At 47.3% G+C, this 16,302-nt stretch carries 14 protein-coding genes and 3 pseudogenes; all 17 read left to right on the forward strand.

Translation table 11 applies throughout. From position 1 onward, the window contains the following. Positions 1-15: 15 nt before the first annotated feature. The 17 genes and pseudogenes from UNITIG_RS01730 (at position 16) to UNITIG_RS01810 (ending at position 16,185) form a co-directional block, all read left to right on the forward strand. Positions 16-1,251: pseudogene (locus UNITIG_RS01730) on the forward strand (aminotransferase class V-fold PLP-dependent enzyme). Between the two features lie 36 nt (positions 1,252-1,287). After that, positions 1,288-1,644 (forward strand): iron-sulfur cluster assembly accessory protein, encoded by a 357-nt coding sequence (locus UNITIG_RS01735; protein WP_101756822.1) that lies wholly within the window; start codon positions 1,288-1,290, stop codon positions 1,642-1,644. A gap of 15 nt (positions 1,645-1,659) precedes the next feature. Beyond that, positions 1,660-2,192, forward strand: a pseudogene (gene sufT, locus UNITIG_RS01740) (putative Fe-S cluster assembly protein SufT). Positions 2,193-2,259: 67 nt separating this feature from the next. Next, positions 2,260-2,669 (forward strand): annotated as a pseudogene (locus UNITIG_RS01745) (SufE family protein). Between the two features lie 198 nt (positions 2,670-2,867). Beyond that, the gene (ndk, locus tag UNITIG_RS01750; protein ID WP_101756823.1) at positions 2,868-3,296 is read left to right on the forward strand and encodes a nucleoside-diphosphate kinase; all 429 of its coding nucleotides are present in this window, start codon (positions 2,868-2,870) and stop codon (positions 3,294-3,296) included. A 107-nt stretch (positions 3,297-3,403) separates the two neighbouring features. After that, positions 3,404-4,483, forward strand: a complete 1,080-nt coding sequence (rlmN, locus tag UNITIG_RS01755; RefSeq protein ID WP_101756824.1) for a 23S rRNA (adenine(2503)-C(2))-methyltransferase RlmN — start codon at positions 3,404-3,406, stop codon at positions 4,481-4,483. Between the two features lie 23 nt (positions 4,484-4,506). Beyond that, positions 4,507-5,301 carry a type IV pilus biogenesis/stability protein PilW gene (pilW, locus tag UNITIG_RS01760; protein ID WP_101757150.1) on the forward strand — a complete coding sequence of 265 codons (795 nt, stop codon included), beginning with the start codon at positions 4,507-4,509 and terminating at the stop codon, positions 5,299-5,301. After that, the gene (locus UNITIG_RS01765) at positions 5,294-6,208 is read left to right on the forward strand and encodes a RodZ domain-containing protein (RefSeq protein WP_101756825.1); all 915 of its coding nucleotides are present in this window, start codon (positions 5,294-5,296) and stop codon (positions 6,206-6,208) included. The genes pilW and UNITIG_RS01765 overlap by 8 nt, the downstream gene beginning before the upstream one ends. Before the next feature lie 59 nt (positions 6,209-6,267). Continuing rightward, positions 6,268-7,383, forward strand: coding sequence for a flavodoxin-dependent (E)-4-hydroxy-3-methylbut-2-enyl-diphosphate synthase (gene ispG / locus UNITIG_RS01770; RefSeq protein WP_101756826.1), 1,116 nt, complete (start codon positions 6,268-6,270; stop codon positions 7,381-7,383). Between the two features lie 44 nt (positions 7,384-7,427). Next, positions 7,428-8,711 (forward strand): histidine--tRNA ligase, encoded by a 1,284-nt coding sequence (gene hisS / locus UNITIG_RS01775; RefSeq protein ID WP_101756827.1) that lies wholly within the window; start codon positions 7,428-7,430, stop codon positions 8,709-8,711. A 63-nt stretch (positions 8,712-8,774) separates the two neighbouring features. After that, entirely contained in the window at positions 8,775-9,443 is a 669-nt protein-coding gene (locus tag UNITIG_RS01780) for a tetratricopeptide repeat protein (RefSeq protein ID WP_101756828.1), read from the forward strand. A 3-nt stretch (positions 9,444-9,446) separates the two neighbouring features. After that, positions 9,447-10,625: an outer membrane protein assembly factor BamB gene (gene bamB, locus UNITIG_RS01785; RefSeq protein WP_101756829.1), complete on the forward strand. Its 1,179-nt coding sequence runs from the start codon at positions 9,447-9,449 to the stop codon at positions 10,623-10,625. A gap of 68 nt (positions 10,626-10,693) precedes the next feature. Further along, a complete protein-coding gene (der, locus tag UNITIG_RS01790; RefSeq protein ID WP_101757151.1) occupies positions 10,694-12,151 on the forward strand; it encodes a ribosome biogenesis GTPase Der in 1,458 nt (485 codons plus the stop codon). A gap of 21 nt (positions 12,152-12,172) precedes the next feature. Then, a complete protein-coding gene (locus tag UNITIG_RS01795) occupies positions 12,173-12,553 on the forward strand; it encodes a group III truncated hemoglobin (RefSeq protein WP_101756830.1) in 381 nt (126 codons plus the stop codon). Positions 12,554-12,955: 402 nt separating this feature from the next. Continuing rightward, on the forward strand, positions 12,956-13,957 hold the full coding sequence (locus UNITIG_RS23875) for a Zn-ribbon domain-containing OB-fold protein (protein WP_101756831.1): 1,002 nt from the start codon (positions 12,956-12,958) through the stop codon (positions 13,955-13,957). Between the two features lie 3 nt (positions 13,958-13,960). Further along, entirely contained in the window at positions 13,961-15,025 is a 1,065-nt protein-coding gene (locus tag UNITIG_RS01805) for a thiolase domain-containing protein (protein ID WP_101756832.1), read from the forward strand. Beyond that, the gene (locus tag UNITIG_RS01810) at positions 15,025-16,185 is read left to right on the forward strand and encodes a thiolase domain-containing protein (protein WP_101756833.1); all 1,161 of its coding nucleotides are present in this window, start codon (positions 15,025-15,027) and stop codon (positions 16,183-16,185) included. Before UNITIG_RS01805 ends, UNITIG_RS01810 begins: the two co-directional genes overlap by 1 nt. Positions 16,186-16,302 lie beyond the last annotated feature (117 nt).

Genomic DNA, 16,302 nt, shown 5'->3' on the forward strand with positions numbered 1-16,302 from the left:
ATGATGAGTGTTGATATGAATACCGTGGCAGTTGCAACTTCAGGATTTGATGTTGAAGCTATTCGTGCCCAGTTTCCCATTTTGGCTCGCCAGTTAAATGGTAAGCCTTTGGTGTATTTGGATAACGCTGCAACTACTCAGAAACCCCAGTGTGTGATTGATGCGCTGGTACATTATTACACCACCTGCAATTCCAATGTGCATCGTGGGGCTCATCAGTTGGCCGATGAGGCCACGCGTTTATATGAAGGTGCGCGAGATATTATTGCGGATTTTTTGCATGCCGCTAATCGCTGTGAAGTTATCTGGACGTCGGGCACTACTGAATCGATAAATGTCGTTGCTAACGGTTTGTCCCAGTTGCTGTCTGCAGGTGAGGAAGTGTTGGTGACAGAAATGGAGCACCACGCTAATTTAGTTACGTGGCAGCAAGCGTGTTTAAAGGCCGGAGCGACCTTGAAAATTGCGCCGATTAAAGACAGTGGCGAATTGGATCGCGATGCATTTAGTCAGCTGCTTTCCAGTAATACTAAGTTGGTGGCGTTTCCTCATGTGTCGAATGCTTTAGGTACATTGAATCCGATCGAGGAACTGACTGCAGAAGCGAAAGCTGTGGGTGCCTGGGTTTTGATTGACGGTGCACAGGGTGTTGCTCATGAGTCCGTTGATGTGCAGGCGTTGGACTGTGACTTCTATGTATTTTCAGGGCATAAATTATTTGGTCCCACTGGTGGTGTGTTGTGGGGGCGTGAGGAATTATTGACCGATTGGCCGGTATGGCAAACCGGTGGTGAAATGATTGCCGAGGTGACTTATCAAACTGCTCGCTGGAATGTATACCTTACAAGTTAGAAGCAGGTACCCCAATATTGCCGGCGCGATTGGTATGGGGGAGGCCGTACGCTGGTTTTCGCAACTGGATATTGCTGCAGTGCAGACCCATGAGGCGGCACTCTTGGCGCACGCGACCGAATTAGCTCAGGCAGTTGATGGCTTGAAGTTAGTAGGCACTGCCCCAATAAAGTAGGGGTGTTGAGTTTTGTGATGGCGCAAGGACACCCGGCAGATATAGGCTTTCTATTGGATCGGCAGGGTATTGCGATCCGCACCGGGCATCACTGTGCTGAGCCTTTGATGGTGAGGATGCAAGTACCCGGTACTGCCAGGGCATCTTTTTCGCTCTATAACACATTGGCTGAGGTTGATGCCTTATTTGCCGGTTTAAACAAAGTTAAAACAATGCTGGGCTAAGTCGCGGGCTTGGTGTTACCAGTTGATGGAGTAGATATGACAGTTGCAAGCTTTGATCCGAATGCCCAAACGGTCAGCATGACCGAGGCCGCCTTGCGCCATTTTGAGCGCGCGTTGGCTGGCAAAGAAGGAAAAATTGTTCGTTTAAGCACTAAGGAGAGTGGCTGTACCGGCTATGCCTATGTGTTGGATTTGGTCGATGCTGCCGAGGACGGGGATGTGGTATTACAGCCCAATGATCAAGTCGGCTTGGCGGTTGCCGCCGATGCCATGGCGCTGCTGCACGGTACCGAAATAGATTATGTGAATGAAGGTGTGAATAGCGTTATTAAATTCAATAACCCCAATGTGGTGGCCGAGTGCGGCTGCGGCGAGAGTTTCAGCGTAGCCTAGCTGCAGGAAAACAATATGCAGCAATCGATGGTAGTAACCCAGCGCGACTGTCCCGCGCGGCGCGTCCCTTCCGGTGAGCCGGTAATTATTCCTGTTGGGCAATTTATATCGATCAACCAAAGTCTAGGGGTAACTATACCGTTACCTGGCAGGGCAATATGCTGCGGATTGATGGCACCGATGCTGAGGCCATTGGGCAGCAGCCGGAAGTGCTGGAGTTTGTTGATGATGGCAGCGGCCAAATCAATGAGCAGCAAGTCTGGCAGGCGCTGGATAGCATTTTTGACCCTGAAATTCCGATCAGCCTGGTAGAGCTGGGTCTGATCTATAAAGTGGCGATTGACCAGGCTGCCGGTCAGGTCAATATCACCATGACCTTAACTGCCCCCGGTTGTGGAATGGGGCCGGTATTGGTCAGCGATGTCGAATACCGGACCGGTAAAGTGCCTCATGTCAAAGCGGTAAAGGTAGAGTTGGTGTTTGACCCACCCTGGAGTCGTGAAATGATGAGTGAAGAGGCCCAGTTGGAAGCGGGATTGTTTTTTTAGCGGCCTTTATGGCTCAGAACCCCGCAGCACAATGGCAATACGGCGAGTTTAAACATGGTTGGCAACGATGGTTAGTACTGACGAAATCCTTGAAGATTTATCCTTTTTTGACGATTGGGAAGAGCGCTACAAATACATTATTGATCTGGGTAAGGATTTACCGGCAATGGATGCGTCTCTGCATACCCCGAGCGATTGGTCAAGGGCTGTCAAAGTAACGTCTGGCTAGATGTTCAGGTTGATCAGAGTGTGCTGAATTTTACCGTTGATAGCGACGCAGTTATTGTCAAAGGTCTGTTGGTGCTGGTGATGGCGGCATTTGATGGTAAGACCGCAGCGGAAATTACCGCTTTTGATGTCGATGGCTACTTTCGCCAGCTCGATCTGGAGCAGCATTTAAGCCCTACTCGCGGTAACGGTCTGAAGTCGATAGTGGCGCGTATTCAAGCTATCGCCAAGGCGGCGCAGGCAAGCTGATTGTCTGTGTGGCAGCCAGCCAGAGAATCCTCTAAAAATATCTCCTAAGTGCGTATTATTTATACTATTTTTCCGTAAATGTGCGTATAATTTGCGGCTCTAAAATTTCGTCGATTGGGCAGGAACCTAATCGCCAATTTACCCTCTCAAGCTTCGGTGAGGTATTCGCCGGATTAAGATTAAATGACGGAGTCTCCAATGTCAGTTGAACGTACTTTTTCTATTGTTAAGCCCGATGCAGTTGCCAAGAATGTTATCGGTGAGATTTACAGCCGTTTTGAAAAAAATGGCTTAAGCATCGTTGCAGCAAAAATGCTGCGTTTAAGCCGCGAGCAAGCTGAAGGTTTTTACGGCGAGCATAAGGGTCGTCCGTTTTTCCCCGCTTTGATTGAGTTCATGACCTCTGGCCCGGTAGTAGTGCAGGTATTGGAAGGCGAAAATGCTATTGCCAAAAATCGCGAGCTGATGGGTGCTACCAACCCTAAAGAAGCCGCTGCCGGTACAATCCGTGCTGATTTCGCTGAATCAATTGATGCTAATGCTGTTCACGGTTCTGATTCTCCAGAATCAGCAGCGCGCGAAATTGCTTACTTCTTCGCGACTAGCGATCAGTGTGACCGGGCGTAAGCTCAAGTTGAATGATAGATGACTGACCCTGTTCAGCACGCATCAGTCGATGCAAACACGAAAGCCCCAGCAGATAAAACCAATCTGTTGGGCTTTCGCGTGAACAGATGGAAGCATTTTTTCTGTCTATGGGGGAAAAACCTTTCCGTGCCCAGCAAATACTGAAATGGATCCATCATCAAGGTGTCGATGACTTTGATCAAATGACTAACGTCAGTAAAGTATTGCGGGAGCGGTTAAGTGAGTGTGCTGAAATCCGGCCCCCTGAAATTGTTTCGCAGCACGACTCGAGTGACGGTACCCGCAAATGGGCGATTCGCGTTACTGGTGGCAGTTTAGTAGAAACTGTATTAATTCCTGATGGCGAGCGCGGTACCTTATGTGTGTCGTCACAGGTCGGCTGCAGTCTGGATTGCAGTTTTTGTTCAACCGGCAAGCAAGGGTTTCAGCGTGATTTAACCGCTGCTGAAATCATCGGCCAGGTTTGGTTGGCCATAAAATCCTTTGATGGCTTTCCCTCTACCAATAAGCGTATTGTTACCAATGTGGTAATGATGGGAATGGGTGAGCCGCTATTGAATTTTGACAATGTCGTTGCTGCGATGAATATCATGCTGGATGATTTTGGTTACGGGATTTCAAAGCGTCGTGTGACGCTGAGTACTTCCGGCGTAGTACCTGCACTCGATAGATTGGCTGAAGTTGCAGAAGTGTCTCTCGCTATTTCGCTGCATGCGCCTAACGATACTTTGCGTAATGAACTGGTACCGATCAATAAGCGCTATCCTATCGCAAAATTATTAGCATCCTGTGAAAACTATTGGTCCAAGCAGTCGGATACACATCGCGTTACCACCGTCGAATATACGTTGATTGCCGGTGTTAATGACTGTGTCGAGCAGGCAAAAGAATTAGCCGTATTGCTGAAAGATTTCCCCTGTAAGATCAACCTGATTCCCTTTAACCCGTTTTCATTGTCTGATTATCGCCGTCCCAGTAAAAATGCCGTTGATCGTTTTTGGAAAATACTAAATGCAGCGGGTTTTGTTACCACCATTCGCAGCACCCGCGGTGATGATATTGATGCTGCTTGCGGACAACTGGTGGGTCAGGTGGCTGATCGCACGAAACGTAGCGAACGGCACAGAGCGAACTATACTCAAACTCAGGTATTAAATGTTCGCTAATGAAAGATAACGGGATATGGGTAATGAGGTTTCAACATAATAAAGTGATTAGAGTGCTGGCTAGATTATTACTGCTGTGTTCATTGTTAGGTTTAGCCGCTTGTGTGACCACAGAACGGGGTGGAATAGGCGACAAGCAAGATGATGTGAAAGCGCTGGAGTATTCTGTGCAACTAGCGCGAACCTATATTCGCGAAGGTAATTGGCAGGCAGCCAAGCGGCATTTGAAAAATGCACTGGAAATTGATGATACCTCCTTTGAGGTCTATGAGGCATTGGCCTTGGTGTTTCAAAATACCGGCGAATTCGAGTTGGCTGAAGAAAATTATAAAAAGTCGATTAGGTTAAATGGTGATTTTTCCCGGGTTAGAAATAATTACGCCACATTTTTATATTCTCAAAAACGTTATAAAGAAGCCACTGAGCAACTGGAAATCGTTGTTAGCGATACCTTGTATGAAAGACGTGCGGCTGCCTATGTGAATTTGGGGCGTGCCTATATGCAGTTGAATAAACTGAATAAGGCCGAAGAGTCTTTTAATCGAGCTTATTTAATGCAGCGCCGGAATTACGCCTTGATGTATCAACTGGCTGATGTGTATTACCAGTTAGGCGATTATCCAAAATCACAACAATATTATGACGCCTATCAAGCGCAGGCAAAAAAACAGCCCGCCGAAGCGTTGTGGCTGGGGATTCGCTTAGCCGATAAGTTTGATGATCGAAATAAGCTGTCGAGTTTTGCTTTAGCGTTGAAAAACTTATATCCAACCTCAAAAGAATATTTGCTGTATAAGGAAGCTTTTGGCAATGAATGATGGTGTCGCTTCAATGATTGATGAGCTGTTAGCAGATAGTCCTGGGAATGCACTGCGCAAGTCTCGTGAAGCTCAGTCTATGACTGTTCGTGAAGTGGCTGAACAATTGCGGTTGTTACCGCGTCAGGTAGAAGCGCTTGAATCTGACGATTACGCTAACTTGAACGGTGATATTTTTTGTAAAGGCTATTTAAAGTCTTATGGAAAATTGTTGGGTCTGAATACTGATCTTTTAATCGAAGCGTATTTACAAGTCCGTCCGACGGTTTCTACTAAAACAAACTATGCACCTAAAAATTACGGGCCAGTTCAAATTCAAACGCTGGGTAAAGGCCATTCTCTTCAATATTGGTTTTTGGCTGCCACTCTGCTTGTTATCGCGATTTTGTGGTTGGTATTGGGGGGTGATAGTAGTGCGGAAAAAAATGTAGTGGTTGAGAGTACTGAAGTTATCGTTGATCAGCAGTTAGCAACTGATGCCGAAACTGCGGCCATTATGGCTGGTAGTGCTATTGATCAGGAGTCTGCTGATGACATGATAGCAGCGCCCACCGCGACTGATACTTTAGTCGCGGAGGCAGTGTCGCCAGTATTATCCCAATCAACAACAAACGGGCAGCCAAGGCTGACGTCAGCAGGCGCAGAAAGCGTTGAGTCCGAGGCTAAAAGCTTGCTGAATTTTAGTTTTACCAATGATTGTTGGGTTGAAGTGAAAGATAGCAATGACACAGTTATTTTTGCAAATTTGAAGCGTGCCCGCGACACACTTGAATTGAGCGGTGCAGCCCCCTTTAAAGTATTGCTGGGTTATGCACCCGGGGTTAGCCTTGATTTTAATGGCGACCCGGTGACGATTACAGTGAATGAGGAGAATAATTCAGCACGGTTTACTGTCGGTCAGTTATAAGTTTTTTGTATTTTACAACGTTGTAAAGGCTCGTAAAGCGCCAGAGGTTAGTAGCAGTCATGCAGATGGAATCCCCCATTAAACGAAGAAAAACTCGCCAGATTATGGTGGGTAATGTAGCGGTTGGTGGTGATGCGCCTATTTCGGTACAGAGTATGACCAATACTGATACCTGCGATGTAGCTGCAACGGTGGCACAAATTAAACAGTTAGAAGCTGCGTGTGCAGATATTGTAAGAGTGTCAGTGCCGACCATGGACGCAGCCGAGGCTTTTAAAAAAATTCGCCAGCAAGTGAGTGTGCCGTTAGTTGCTGATATTCATTTCGATTACAAAATTGCCTTAAAAGTTGCAGAATACGGCGTTGATTGTTTGCGGATCAATCCAGGTAATATTGGGCGCGATGATAAAGTGCGCGCAGTTATTGATGCTGCCAGAGACAAAAATATTCCTATTCGTATTGGGGTAAATGCCGGTTCTTTGGAAAAAGAATTGCAACGTAAGTACGGTGAGCCAACCCCGGATGCCTTGGTGGAATCGGCCATGCGCCACATTGATATCCTCGATAGTCTGGATTTTCAAAATTTTAAATTAAGCGTAAAAGCCTCTGATGTGTTTATGGCTGTTGCCGCCTATCGAAAGATTTCGGCACAAATAGACCAGCCCTTGCATTTGGGCATTACCGAAGCCGGTGGCTTACGCGGTGGTACTGTTAAATCTGCAGTAGGTTTAGGTATGCTGCTAATGGATGGCATTGGCGACACTATTCGGGTGTCATTAGCGGCTGATCCGGTTGAAGAAGTTAAAGTGGGTTATGAAATTCTTAAAAGCTTAAAGCTGCGCAGCAAAGGGATTAATTTTATTGCCTGCCCGAGTTGTTCACGGCAAAATTTTGATGTAGTGGCAACGATGAATGCGCTGGAAGGTCGTTTGGAAGATGTCACTACACCGTTGGATGTGGCGGTTATCGGTTGTATTGTTAATGGCCCTGGCGAAGCTAAAGAAGCCGAAATCGGTTTGACTGGCGGTACACCCAAACACTTGATTTATGTCGACGGTGAAAAAGATCATAAAGTTGGCAAAGAAAATTTAATCGATCACCTTGAGGGTTTGATTCGCGATAAAGTTGCAGTCAAACAAAAGGCGGAACAAGATCTGATTGCCAAGCAATCCTAGTCAGCTTGATTTAATACTTTAAAGAAAATGTGTAAGGAATAACCTTGGCTAAAATACAATCCATACGTGGCATGAATGATTTATTGCCAGCCGATTCTGCGCTTTGGCAGTATCTAGAGCGCACGGTCAGTCAAGTCTTGTCCAGCTACAGCTACCAGGAAATCCGTTTTCCAATTCTTGAACAGACGGAATTATTCAAACGTTCGATCGGTGAAGTGACCGACATTGTTGAAAAAGAAATGTACACTTTTAACGATCGTAATGACGAGAGTCTTACCTTGCGTCCTGAAGGTACTGCTAGTTGTGTGCGTGCTTGTTTGCAAAATGGTTTGTTAGATAATCAGCAAGTTCAGCGTTTGTGGTACACGGGGCCGATGTTCCGTTATGAAAAACCCCAAAAAGGTCGGCTACGGCAGTTTCACCAAATTGGAGTAGAAAGCTTTGGCGTGGCAAGTCCCGATGTCGACGCTGAGTTAATTATGATTACGGCGAGACTGTGGCAGCAATTAGGCTTGATGCCCTATGTCACGCTGGAGCTGAACAGTATTGGTACCTTGGAGGCGCGGGCTAATTATCGAACTGCACTGCTTGAGTATCTTAATCAATATGTTGATCAATTGGATGAAGATAGCCAGCGCCGCTTGAGTTCAAATCCGCTGCGTATTCTCGATAGTAAAAATGTGCAGACGCAGCAAATTTTACAACAGGCGCCGGTGCTAACCGATTATCTGGATGAGGAGTCGCGTTCAGATTTTGAACAACTAAAACAGCTGTTAGATGAGGTAGGTATTCAATACCGGCTAAACCCGAAACTGGTGCGCGGTTTGGATTACTATAGTAAAACTGTGTTTGAGTGGGTAACCGATCAGTTAGGCGCGCAGGGCACGGTCTGTGCCGGTGGTCGCTATGACGGCTTGGTTGAGCAGCTGGGGGGTAAGCCATCTCCTGCGGTGGGTTTTGCGATGGGGATCGAACGGTTATGCCTGTTATTGGCCGAAACCGGAAATATACCGTCAACTTTGACCAATCAGCCCGATATTTATTTTGTTGTGGCTGGGGATCAGGCACAATTAGCCGCGGTCAAAATCGCCGAGGCGCTACGGACTGAATTACCGGCATTGAAGCTGATGTTTCACTGTGGTGGTGGTAAGTTTAAGAAACAGTTGAAAAAGGCCAATGACAGTGGTGCGGTTATCGCTCTGGTGCTGGGTGATGATGAGGCTGCGCTGAATCAGATCAATGTTAAGTGGTTGCGCGAAGAGCGTGAACAACAAACTGTAGCCGTTGCTGAATTAGCTACGCAGCTGCAAACAATTTTTAATAGTTAGTGATCGTTTAGTCGGTCAATAAATAAATACATTAATAATGACAGTTAGTGAGCGAGTATAACTATGGCGGATAGCTTTCAATCAGAAGACGAACAGGTCGAACAACTTAAGAAATGGTGGCGTGAAAATGGCCAATCTACGGTTATTACCATTGTGCTAGCTATTGCCGGTGTATTTGGTTGGCAGGCGTATCAGACCCAGCAACAGGCTACAGTTGATGCGGCCTCGGCAATTTATCAGAATTTATTGTCAGCTGCTGCAGGTGAGAATGGCGTGGTGACCAGTTCGCAAAAGGCTACCGCCAATCATCTGGCCGACACGCTGAAAAATGACTTCTCCGGCTCAACCTATGCACAATTTGCTGCCTTGTTTAAAGCCAAGCTGGCGGTAGAAGCCAATGATTTGGCGACTGCTGAGCAAGAGTTAACGTGGGTGTTGGCGCAAAATCCTACTACCGAAATTAATTTACAAGCACAGTTGCGCTTGGCGCGGGTGTTATTTGCACAGGATAAGTTTGATGACTCGCTGGCCTTACTTAATATCGATGCGGGTGCCTATGCGGCCTCCTATGAAGAAGTGAAAGGTGATATTTATTTGGCTAAGGGCGATAACGCTGCAGCAAAATTAGCCTATCAGAAAGCAGTAGAGTTAGCGGCGCAAGCGGCGCAACCTGGCTCCAACCCACTGTTAGAAATTAAGCTACAACAATTAACTAGCGAAGGGGATGCCTAAGCAATGGCGTTATTGATCACTACAGTACAACGTCTGGCAGTTTTACTACTGGCCTGTTTAATGCTGGCTTGTAGTTCCAACGATGGGGAAGAAGAGCAGGGTCCAGCGCCGTTAATCGAATTTGAAGCCGAGCGTGTGTTCAATAAAGTGTGGAGTCAATCACTGGGTGATGGTCAGGGCGGTATTTTTAATCGTCTGACTCCAGCTGTTGAAAACGGTGTAATTTATGTTGCCGCAGCTGATGGTGAGCTGGCTGCGTTTAGTTTGGATAAAGGTAAAGAACTGTGGGATGCAGAAGTAGAAGGCTTTTTGGTGGGCGGTGTTGGTGTCGGGCCTAGCCAATTACTATTAGGCACTACCGCTGGCGAAGTGGTTGCGGTTAGCAAAACCGATGGTGCTGAATTGTGGCGAGTACAAGTGGGTGGTGAAGTCCTGGCGGCACCACAATTCGCTAATGAATTGGTGATTGTACAAACGTTCGATGGTCAGTTGCTGGCATTAAAAGCCGCTGATGGTGAGCGGGTGTGGTCTTATCGTAACACTGTCCCGGTATTAACTTTACGCGGCACGAGTACGCCGTTAGTGTTTCGCGATGCAGTGATTGCCGGCTTTGCAAATGGTCGCGTGATCAGTTTTGAGTTGGCCACGGGTGCAGTGCGCTGGAATACGCGTATAGCAGTACCCAAAGGTGATTCGGAAATACAGCGCATTATTGATGTCGATGGCGCCATGCTGGAAGACAATGGCGTAATTTATGCGGTCAGTTATCAGGGTAAAGTAGCGGCGCTGGAGCCACAATCGGGTCGCCGCGTATGGGCCAATGACGCTTCCAGTTACGCAGGTATGTCACAGGGGTTCGGTAATATATACGTCTCCGGTCAGGATGGTAGTGTCACTGCCTTTGAAAAAAATGGCCAGGGTGCACGTTGGGCACAGACGGTTTTGGCTCGGCGTAAATTGACTGGATCAGCTACCCTGAGTAGTTATGTGGTGGTAGGTGATGTAGAAGGATATATCCATGCCTTGTCACAAGTAGATGGCCACATGGCTGCCCGCACTAAAGTTGATTCCGACGGTTTGCAGATAGACTTGCAACAAGTGGGCGATTTGTTATTGGTGTACGGTAATAGCGGTAAATTAGTTGCCTATAAGCTGGAAGAAAAAGCTAAAGGCTGGTTTTAAATTTTCTTTTTAGGCTGGTGCCAACCGCCAGCCTGTTCTCATTATTTTCTGTTAACGGTTTTCTCGCTATGGTTCCAGTAATTGCACTTGTCGGCCGTCCAAATGTGGGGAAATCCACATTGTTCAATCGGCTGACCAAAAGCCGCGATGCGCTGGTGGCCAACTTGCCGGGTTTAACCCGTGACCGTAAATATGGTGAAGCAACATTAGGCGACCGTCGTTTTATTGTGATTGATACAGGTGGTATCAGTGGCGAGGAAGAAGGTATTGATGCGGCGATGGCACAGCAATCCATGTTGGCGGTAGATGAGGCTGATGTGGTGTTTTTTATGTGCGATGCCCGTGCTGGCGTCACCGCCGGTGATGAAACGCTGGCACATAAGCTGCGGCAATCGAATAAGCCGGTGTTTTATATTGCCAATAAAATCGATGGTGTTGATCCCAATGTCGCTATGGCTGATTTTTACCGTTTAGGTATTAAACAGCTTTACCCGATGACCGCCAGCCATGGCAAAGGCGTGAAACAACTGCTGTCGGATATGTTCGAACATTTTCCGGAAGCCGAAATTGATGAAGAGGCAGACAAGCACCGCGGTACTAAAATTGCGATTATTGGTCGTCCCAATGTAGGCAAGTCCACACTGGTAAATCGCCTGCTCGGTGAGGAGCGGGTGGTGGTTTACGATCATCCGGGTACCACGCGTGACAGTATTTATATTGATTACGAGCGCGAAGGTGAGGCCTATACCTTGATTGATACCGCTGGTGTTAGACGGCGAAAGAACATCAAGGAAGCGGTAGAGAAATTCTCTATAGTTAAAGCCTTGAAGGCTATCGATGATGCCAATGTTGTAGTGTTGGTGATGGATGCGGCAGAAGGTTTAGTTGATCAGGATTTGCACTTATTAGGGCAGGCAATCGATGCCGGTCGGGCACTGGTAATTGCGCTTAATAAGTGGGACGGATTGGATGCCGATCATAAACAATGGGTAAAAAATGAATTAGAACGGCGCTTGCAGTTTATCGACTTTGCCGAAATTCATTTTATTTCAGCGCTACATGGCACTGGTGTCGGCCATCTCTATGAATCAATCGATAGCGCTTATCGCTCATCCATGGAGAAATTACAAACCAATAAACTAACGCACATTCTCGAAGGTGCGGTGTTTGATCATGCGCCACCGTTGATCAATGGTCGTCGAATTAAGCTGCGTTATGCCCATGCCGGTGGTTCAAATCCGCCAATTATCGTTATTCATGGTAACCAAACTGATAAAGTCCCGAGCAGCTATAGACGCTATTTGGAAAAAGTATTCCGCCGCGAACTGAAGTTGATAGGCACGCCAATACGTATTGAGTTCAAAGCCGGTGATAACCCTTATGCGGAAAAAAATGACAAAATTACCGGTCGTAAGCTGGAGCGTAAGGCACGGCTGAAGAACCAAACCGGCAAGAAAAAAGATAAAGTGAAAGCAAGCGTCAAGAAAACGCAGCGAGTTAATAAGAAGCAAGCGCCTAAAAAATAAGCGATTGCTGTCGTGATAGTTATGACTGCCCAGAAACCAGACCTCGACACCAAGCCCCATATTCAACAGTTTGTTGAAGCCTTCTATGGCAAATTATTAAATGATAAGCATTTGGCCCCCATCTTTCTGGATGTTGCTGCCGTCGATCTGAATAAACACCTGCCATTGATTTGCAGCTACTGGGAAAAATTATTACTCGGTGAGCGTGACTATAATCGCCATACCATGAATATCCATCGGGCGCTGAATGCTAAACAAGCACTGACCCAGCAGGATTTTGACCGCTGGTTGCAGTTATTTATCACCACGGTCGACCAGCACTTCAGCGGACCTAAAGCGGAGCAGGCCAAGCGTACTGCCAGCCAGATTGCCGCCAATATGTTTAATGCGGTGTCCGGCTAGCGGTTACAGTAATTACATAATAAAAACGAATGGTTAGGGCATCAATAGTCGCTAAACGGCATGTTGGTGACTCTCATCAAAAGTGACCGGTTTTGTCACAGCACAATGAGATTTTATGTCATTGAGTTTCAGTGGTGGCTGCTCAATACTTATTAACTTCATTAGCATGCCCTTGCTTATGCTTATCCATTACAAATATGTAATAGCAACAATGGCTTAGGCTTGGTAAAAAGGTTGACCGCAGGGCTTGTTAAGAGTGTTACAGTTACGCTCACAAGCACACAGCTGACGGGGTAAATCGTTACCGCCAGCATCACGCGACACACAAACAATAATGACAAATTAAATCAACGTCGCTGTACTCCCGTATCGACGTTATCAAACACACGAAGGAGAAATGCTATGTCAGCAGAGCCAGAGGTGTTAAACCAGGATTTTACTCTGGGCTATACCTACACCCGCTCCACGGGCCCCATTGTCGGCCGCTTTCTGACCGAACTACGCAATCGCAAAGTGGTTGGTATCAAAGGCAGTGACGGTAAAGTGATAGTGCCCCCTGTAGAATATGACCCGGTTACTGCCGAAGCATTGAGCGAGTTTGTCGATGTGGCTGATACCGGCACTGTACAGACCTGGTCCTGGATCAAACATCCACGTCCTTCGCACCTGTTACAAAAACCTTTCGCCTTTGCGCTGATCCTAATGGATGGTGCGGATACGCCTATGCTACATATGGTCGATGCGGGTGATGAAGCTGCTATGTCTACAGGCATGAAAGTTAAAGTACGTTGGGCCGATGAGCCGAAAGGTTTTATTGATGATATCGCCTATTTCGTAGCGGCGGATTCAGCCGATGTAGCGGGACCGTTAGCGGCGATTGAAGATCTTGAAGATATCACCGGTGTTGAATGTCCGATTTATTTGAAGTACAACTTTACTGCCGGGTCTGCAACATCCCGTTTTCTGACCCAGATTAAACAGGGTAAAATCGTTGGCCAGAAATGCCCTTCCTGTCTCAACGTTTATGTACCACCACGCGGCTCCTGTGCGTCCTGTGGTGTCGCCACTACGGAAGAAGTGGAATGCAACGACAAGGCAACCGTCGAGTCATTCACTATTGTTTATATTCCTATTCCTGGTCATCCTGTTAAACCGCCTTATGTTATTGCCAATCTAGTCGCGGATGGCTCCAATATTTCCTTCCTGCATCTGCTCAGTGAATGTGTCAACGAAGACGTACACATGGGCCAGAGAGTGCAAGCTGTGTGGCGGCCACAGGAAGAGTGGACCTACGCAATGGATAATATTTTATATTTCAAACCGCTCGACGAGCCCGATGTACCGCATGATCTAATTGGCAAGGTCAACCCTTCCGATCCGTCGTATCAACAAGGGGAGGGCTAAGCCATGAAAGATGTAGCAATCGTTTCCTTCGCTCAAACAAACTGTATGCGTACTGCTGGCGCGCAGAATGAAGTTGAATTAATTATGCCAGTGGTAAAGCAGGCGTTAGCAGATGCTGGTTTAAAAACTGTGCACGATGTGGATTTTGTTTGTTCCGGTAGCTGTGATTATCAGCAGGGCGCCGCTTTTGCTTTTGTATTAGGCGTTGACGCGCTCGGTGCGGTGCCGCCAATTAAAGAATCTCATGTGGAAATGGATGCGGCCTGGGCGTTGTACGAGAGCTGGCTAAAAATCCAAATGGGTAGCGCCGATAGCGCGTTGATTTATGGCTTTGGTAAATCATCACCGGGTGATTTACCCAATGTATTATCACTGCAACTTGATCCCTATTATCTAACACCGCTGGCGGTGGATTCTGTCAGCATGGCAGCAATGCAAGCGCGGATCATGTTGGATAAAGGTGATATTACTGAGCAGGATATGGCGCAGGTTGTTGCCAATTCCCGCGCTAATGCGAAAAAGAATAATCCGCAAGCGCAGCTAAGTGGTGATGTTAGTGTTGATGAGTTGTTAGCCGAAGAAACTTATCTGTCACCGCTGCGCAAACATGATTGCTGTCCTATCAGTGATGGTGCTTCGGCAATGGTGATTTGTACCGTTGAGAAAGCCAAAGAGTGGGGCAAGCCTTACGCGGTAATCAAAGGCATTGATCATCGTATTGATACGCATCATTTAGGTTTACGTGATTTAACTGAATCAGCCTCCACCCGTATCGCGGGAGAGAAGGCTGGTGTCTCAGCAGGTCCAGTGGAAGTGGCGGAATTGTATGCGCCCTTCAGTCATCAGGAAACTATTCTGAAGAAAGCGCTAGGACTGGATGATTCGGTGGACATTAATCCTTCCGGTGGTGTACTTGCTGGCAATTTAATGATGGCGTCGGGATTGTCGCGTATTGGTGAAGTTGCCAGGCGGATTATTTCCGGGCAATACCAACGAGGTGTAGCGCACGCGACCAGCGGTCCGTGTTTGCAGCAAAATATAGTACTAGTGTTAGAGGGGGCAGAATAATGGCTGAATTAGCTGCTGTTGTTGGTATTGGTCAAACTAAATACCAAACCAAACGTTTGGATGTCTCCATTGCTGGCTTGGTACGTGAAGCTGCGATGAATGCATTAATTGATGCCGATCTCGGTTGGGATGATATTGACGCGGTCATTATTGGTAAGGCGCCGGATATGTTCGAAGGCATCGTCATGCCTGAACTGTATCTCACCGATGCCTTAGGCTGTAATGGTAAGCCCATGTTGCGTGTGCATACTGCCGGTTCGGTCGGTGGTTCTACCGCTATTGTTGCTGCCTCTTATGTTCAGTCCGGCGTTTTTAAACGGATTTTAACCGTCACTTTTGAAAAACAATCGGAATCCAATGCGATGTGGGCGCTATCAAGTCCGCAGCCATTTTCTCCGCATTTGAATGCGGGGGCGGGTGGTTACTTTGCACCGATTATTCGTGAATATATGCGTCGCTCCAATGCGCCTTATGATGCGGGAATAAAAGTTGCGACCAAGGATCGTTTGCACGGTGCAAAAAATCCGTTGGCACATTTGCAGCTACCGAATATCACCATGAAAGAAGTAGAAGACTCACCGATGCTGTGGGATCCGATTCGCTTTTTGGAAGCTTGTCCATCTTCAGATGGCGCTTGTGCTATGGTAATCGCGCATGAAGATTTGGTGTCACAGTCACCGAAAAAACCCGCATGGATTAAAGGGCAGGCGATGCGGTCTGAGCCGACCATGTATGCAGGGCGTGAAGAAGTGAACCCGCAAGCCGGTCGTGATTGTGCGGCAGATGTTTACAAACAAGCGGGCATCACTGACCCACTGAAAGACTTTGACTGTGCTGAAGTGTATGTACCGTTTTCCTGGTATGAAGCCATGTGGCTGGAAAACCTGGGCTTTGCTGAAGAGGGTAAGGGCTGGGAGTTGAGTATGGCTGATGTCACTAATAATAATGCTGGCGGTAGTTGCCCATGGAATGCGTCAGGAGGGGTGTTATCTTCCAATGCTATTGGTGCGTCCGGGATGATACGGTTCGCCGAAGCTGCTCGTCAGGTGCGTAATGATGCTGGTGCTCATCAGGTTGAAGGGGCCAAAACGGCCTTGGGTCACGCCTATGGCGGTGGTGCCCAATTCTTCGCCATGTGGGTAGTAAGCGCAGATAAATAACCTGTGGCATCGTAATGCAGTGGTAACTCTGTACGCTTCCTAAGCTGGGCAGAAAGGCATAGCATACACAGTAGTACCAAAGCCAGTTCCAGTGCCTATCTGAACTGGCTTTTATTC

Origin of the sequence: Oceanicoccus sp. KOV_DT_Chl (assembly GCF_900120175.1) — a bacterium.
In the GTDB taxonomy this organism is placed as follows: Bacteria; Pseudomonadota; Gammaproteobacteria; order Pseudomonadales; family Dasaniaceae; genus Oceanicoccus.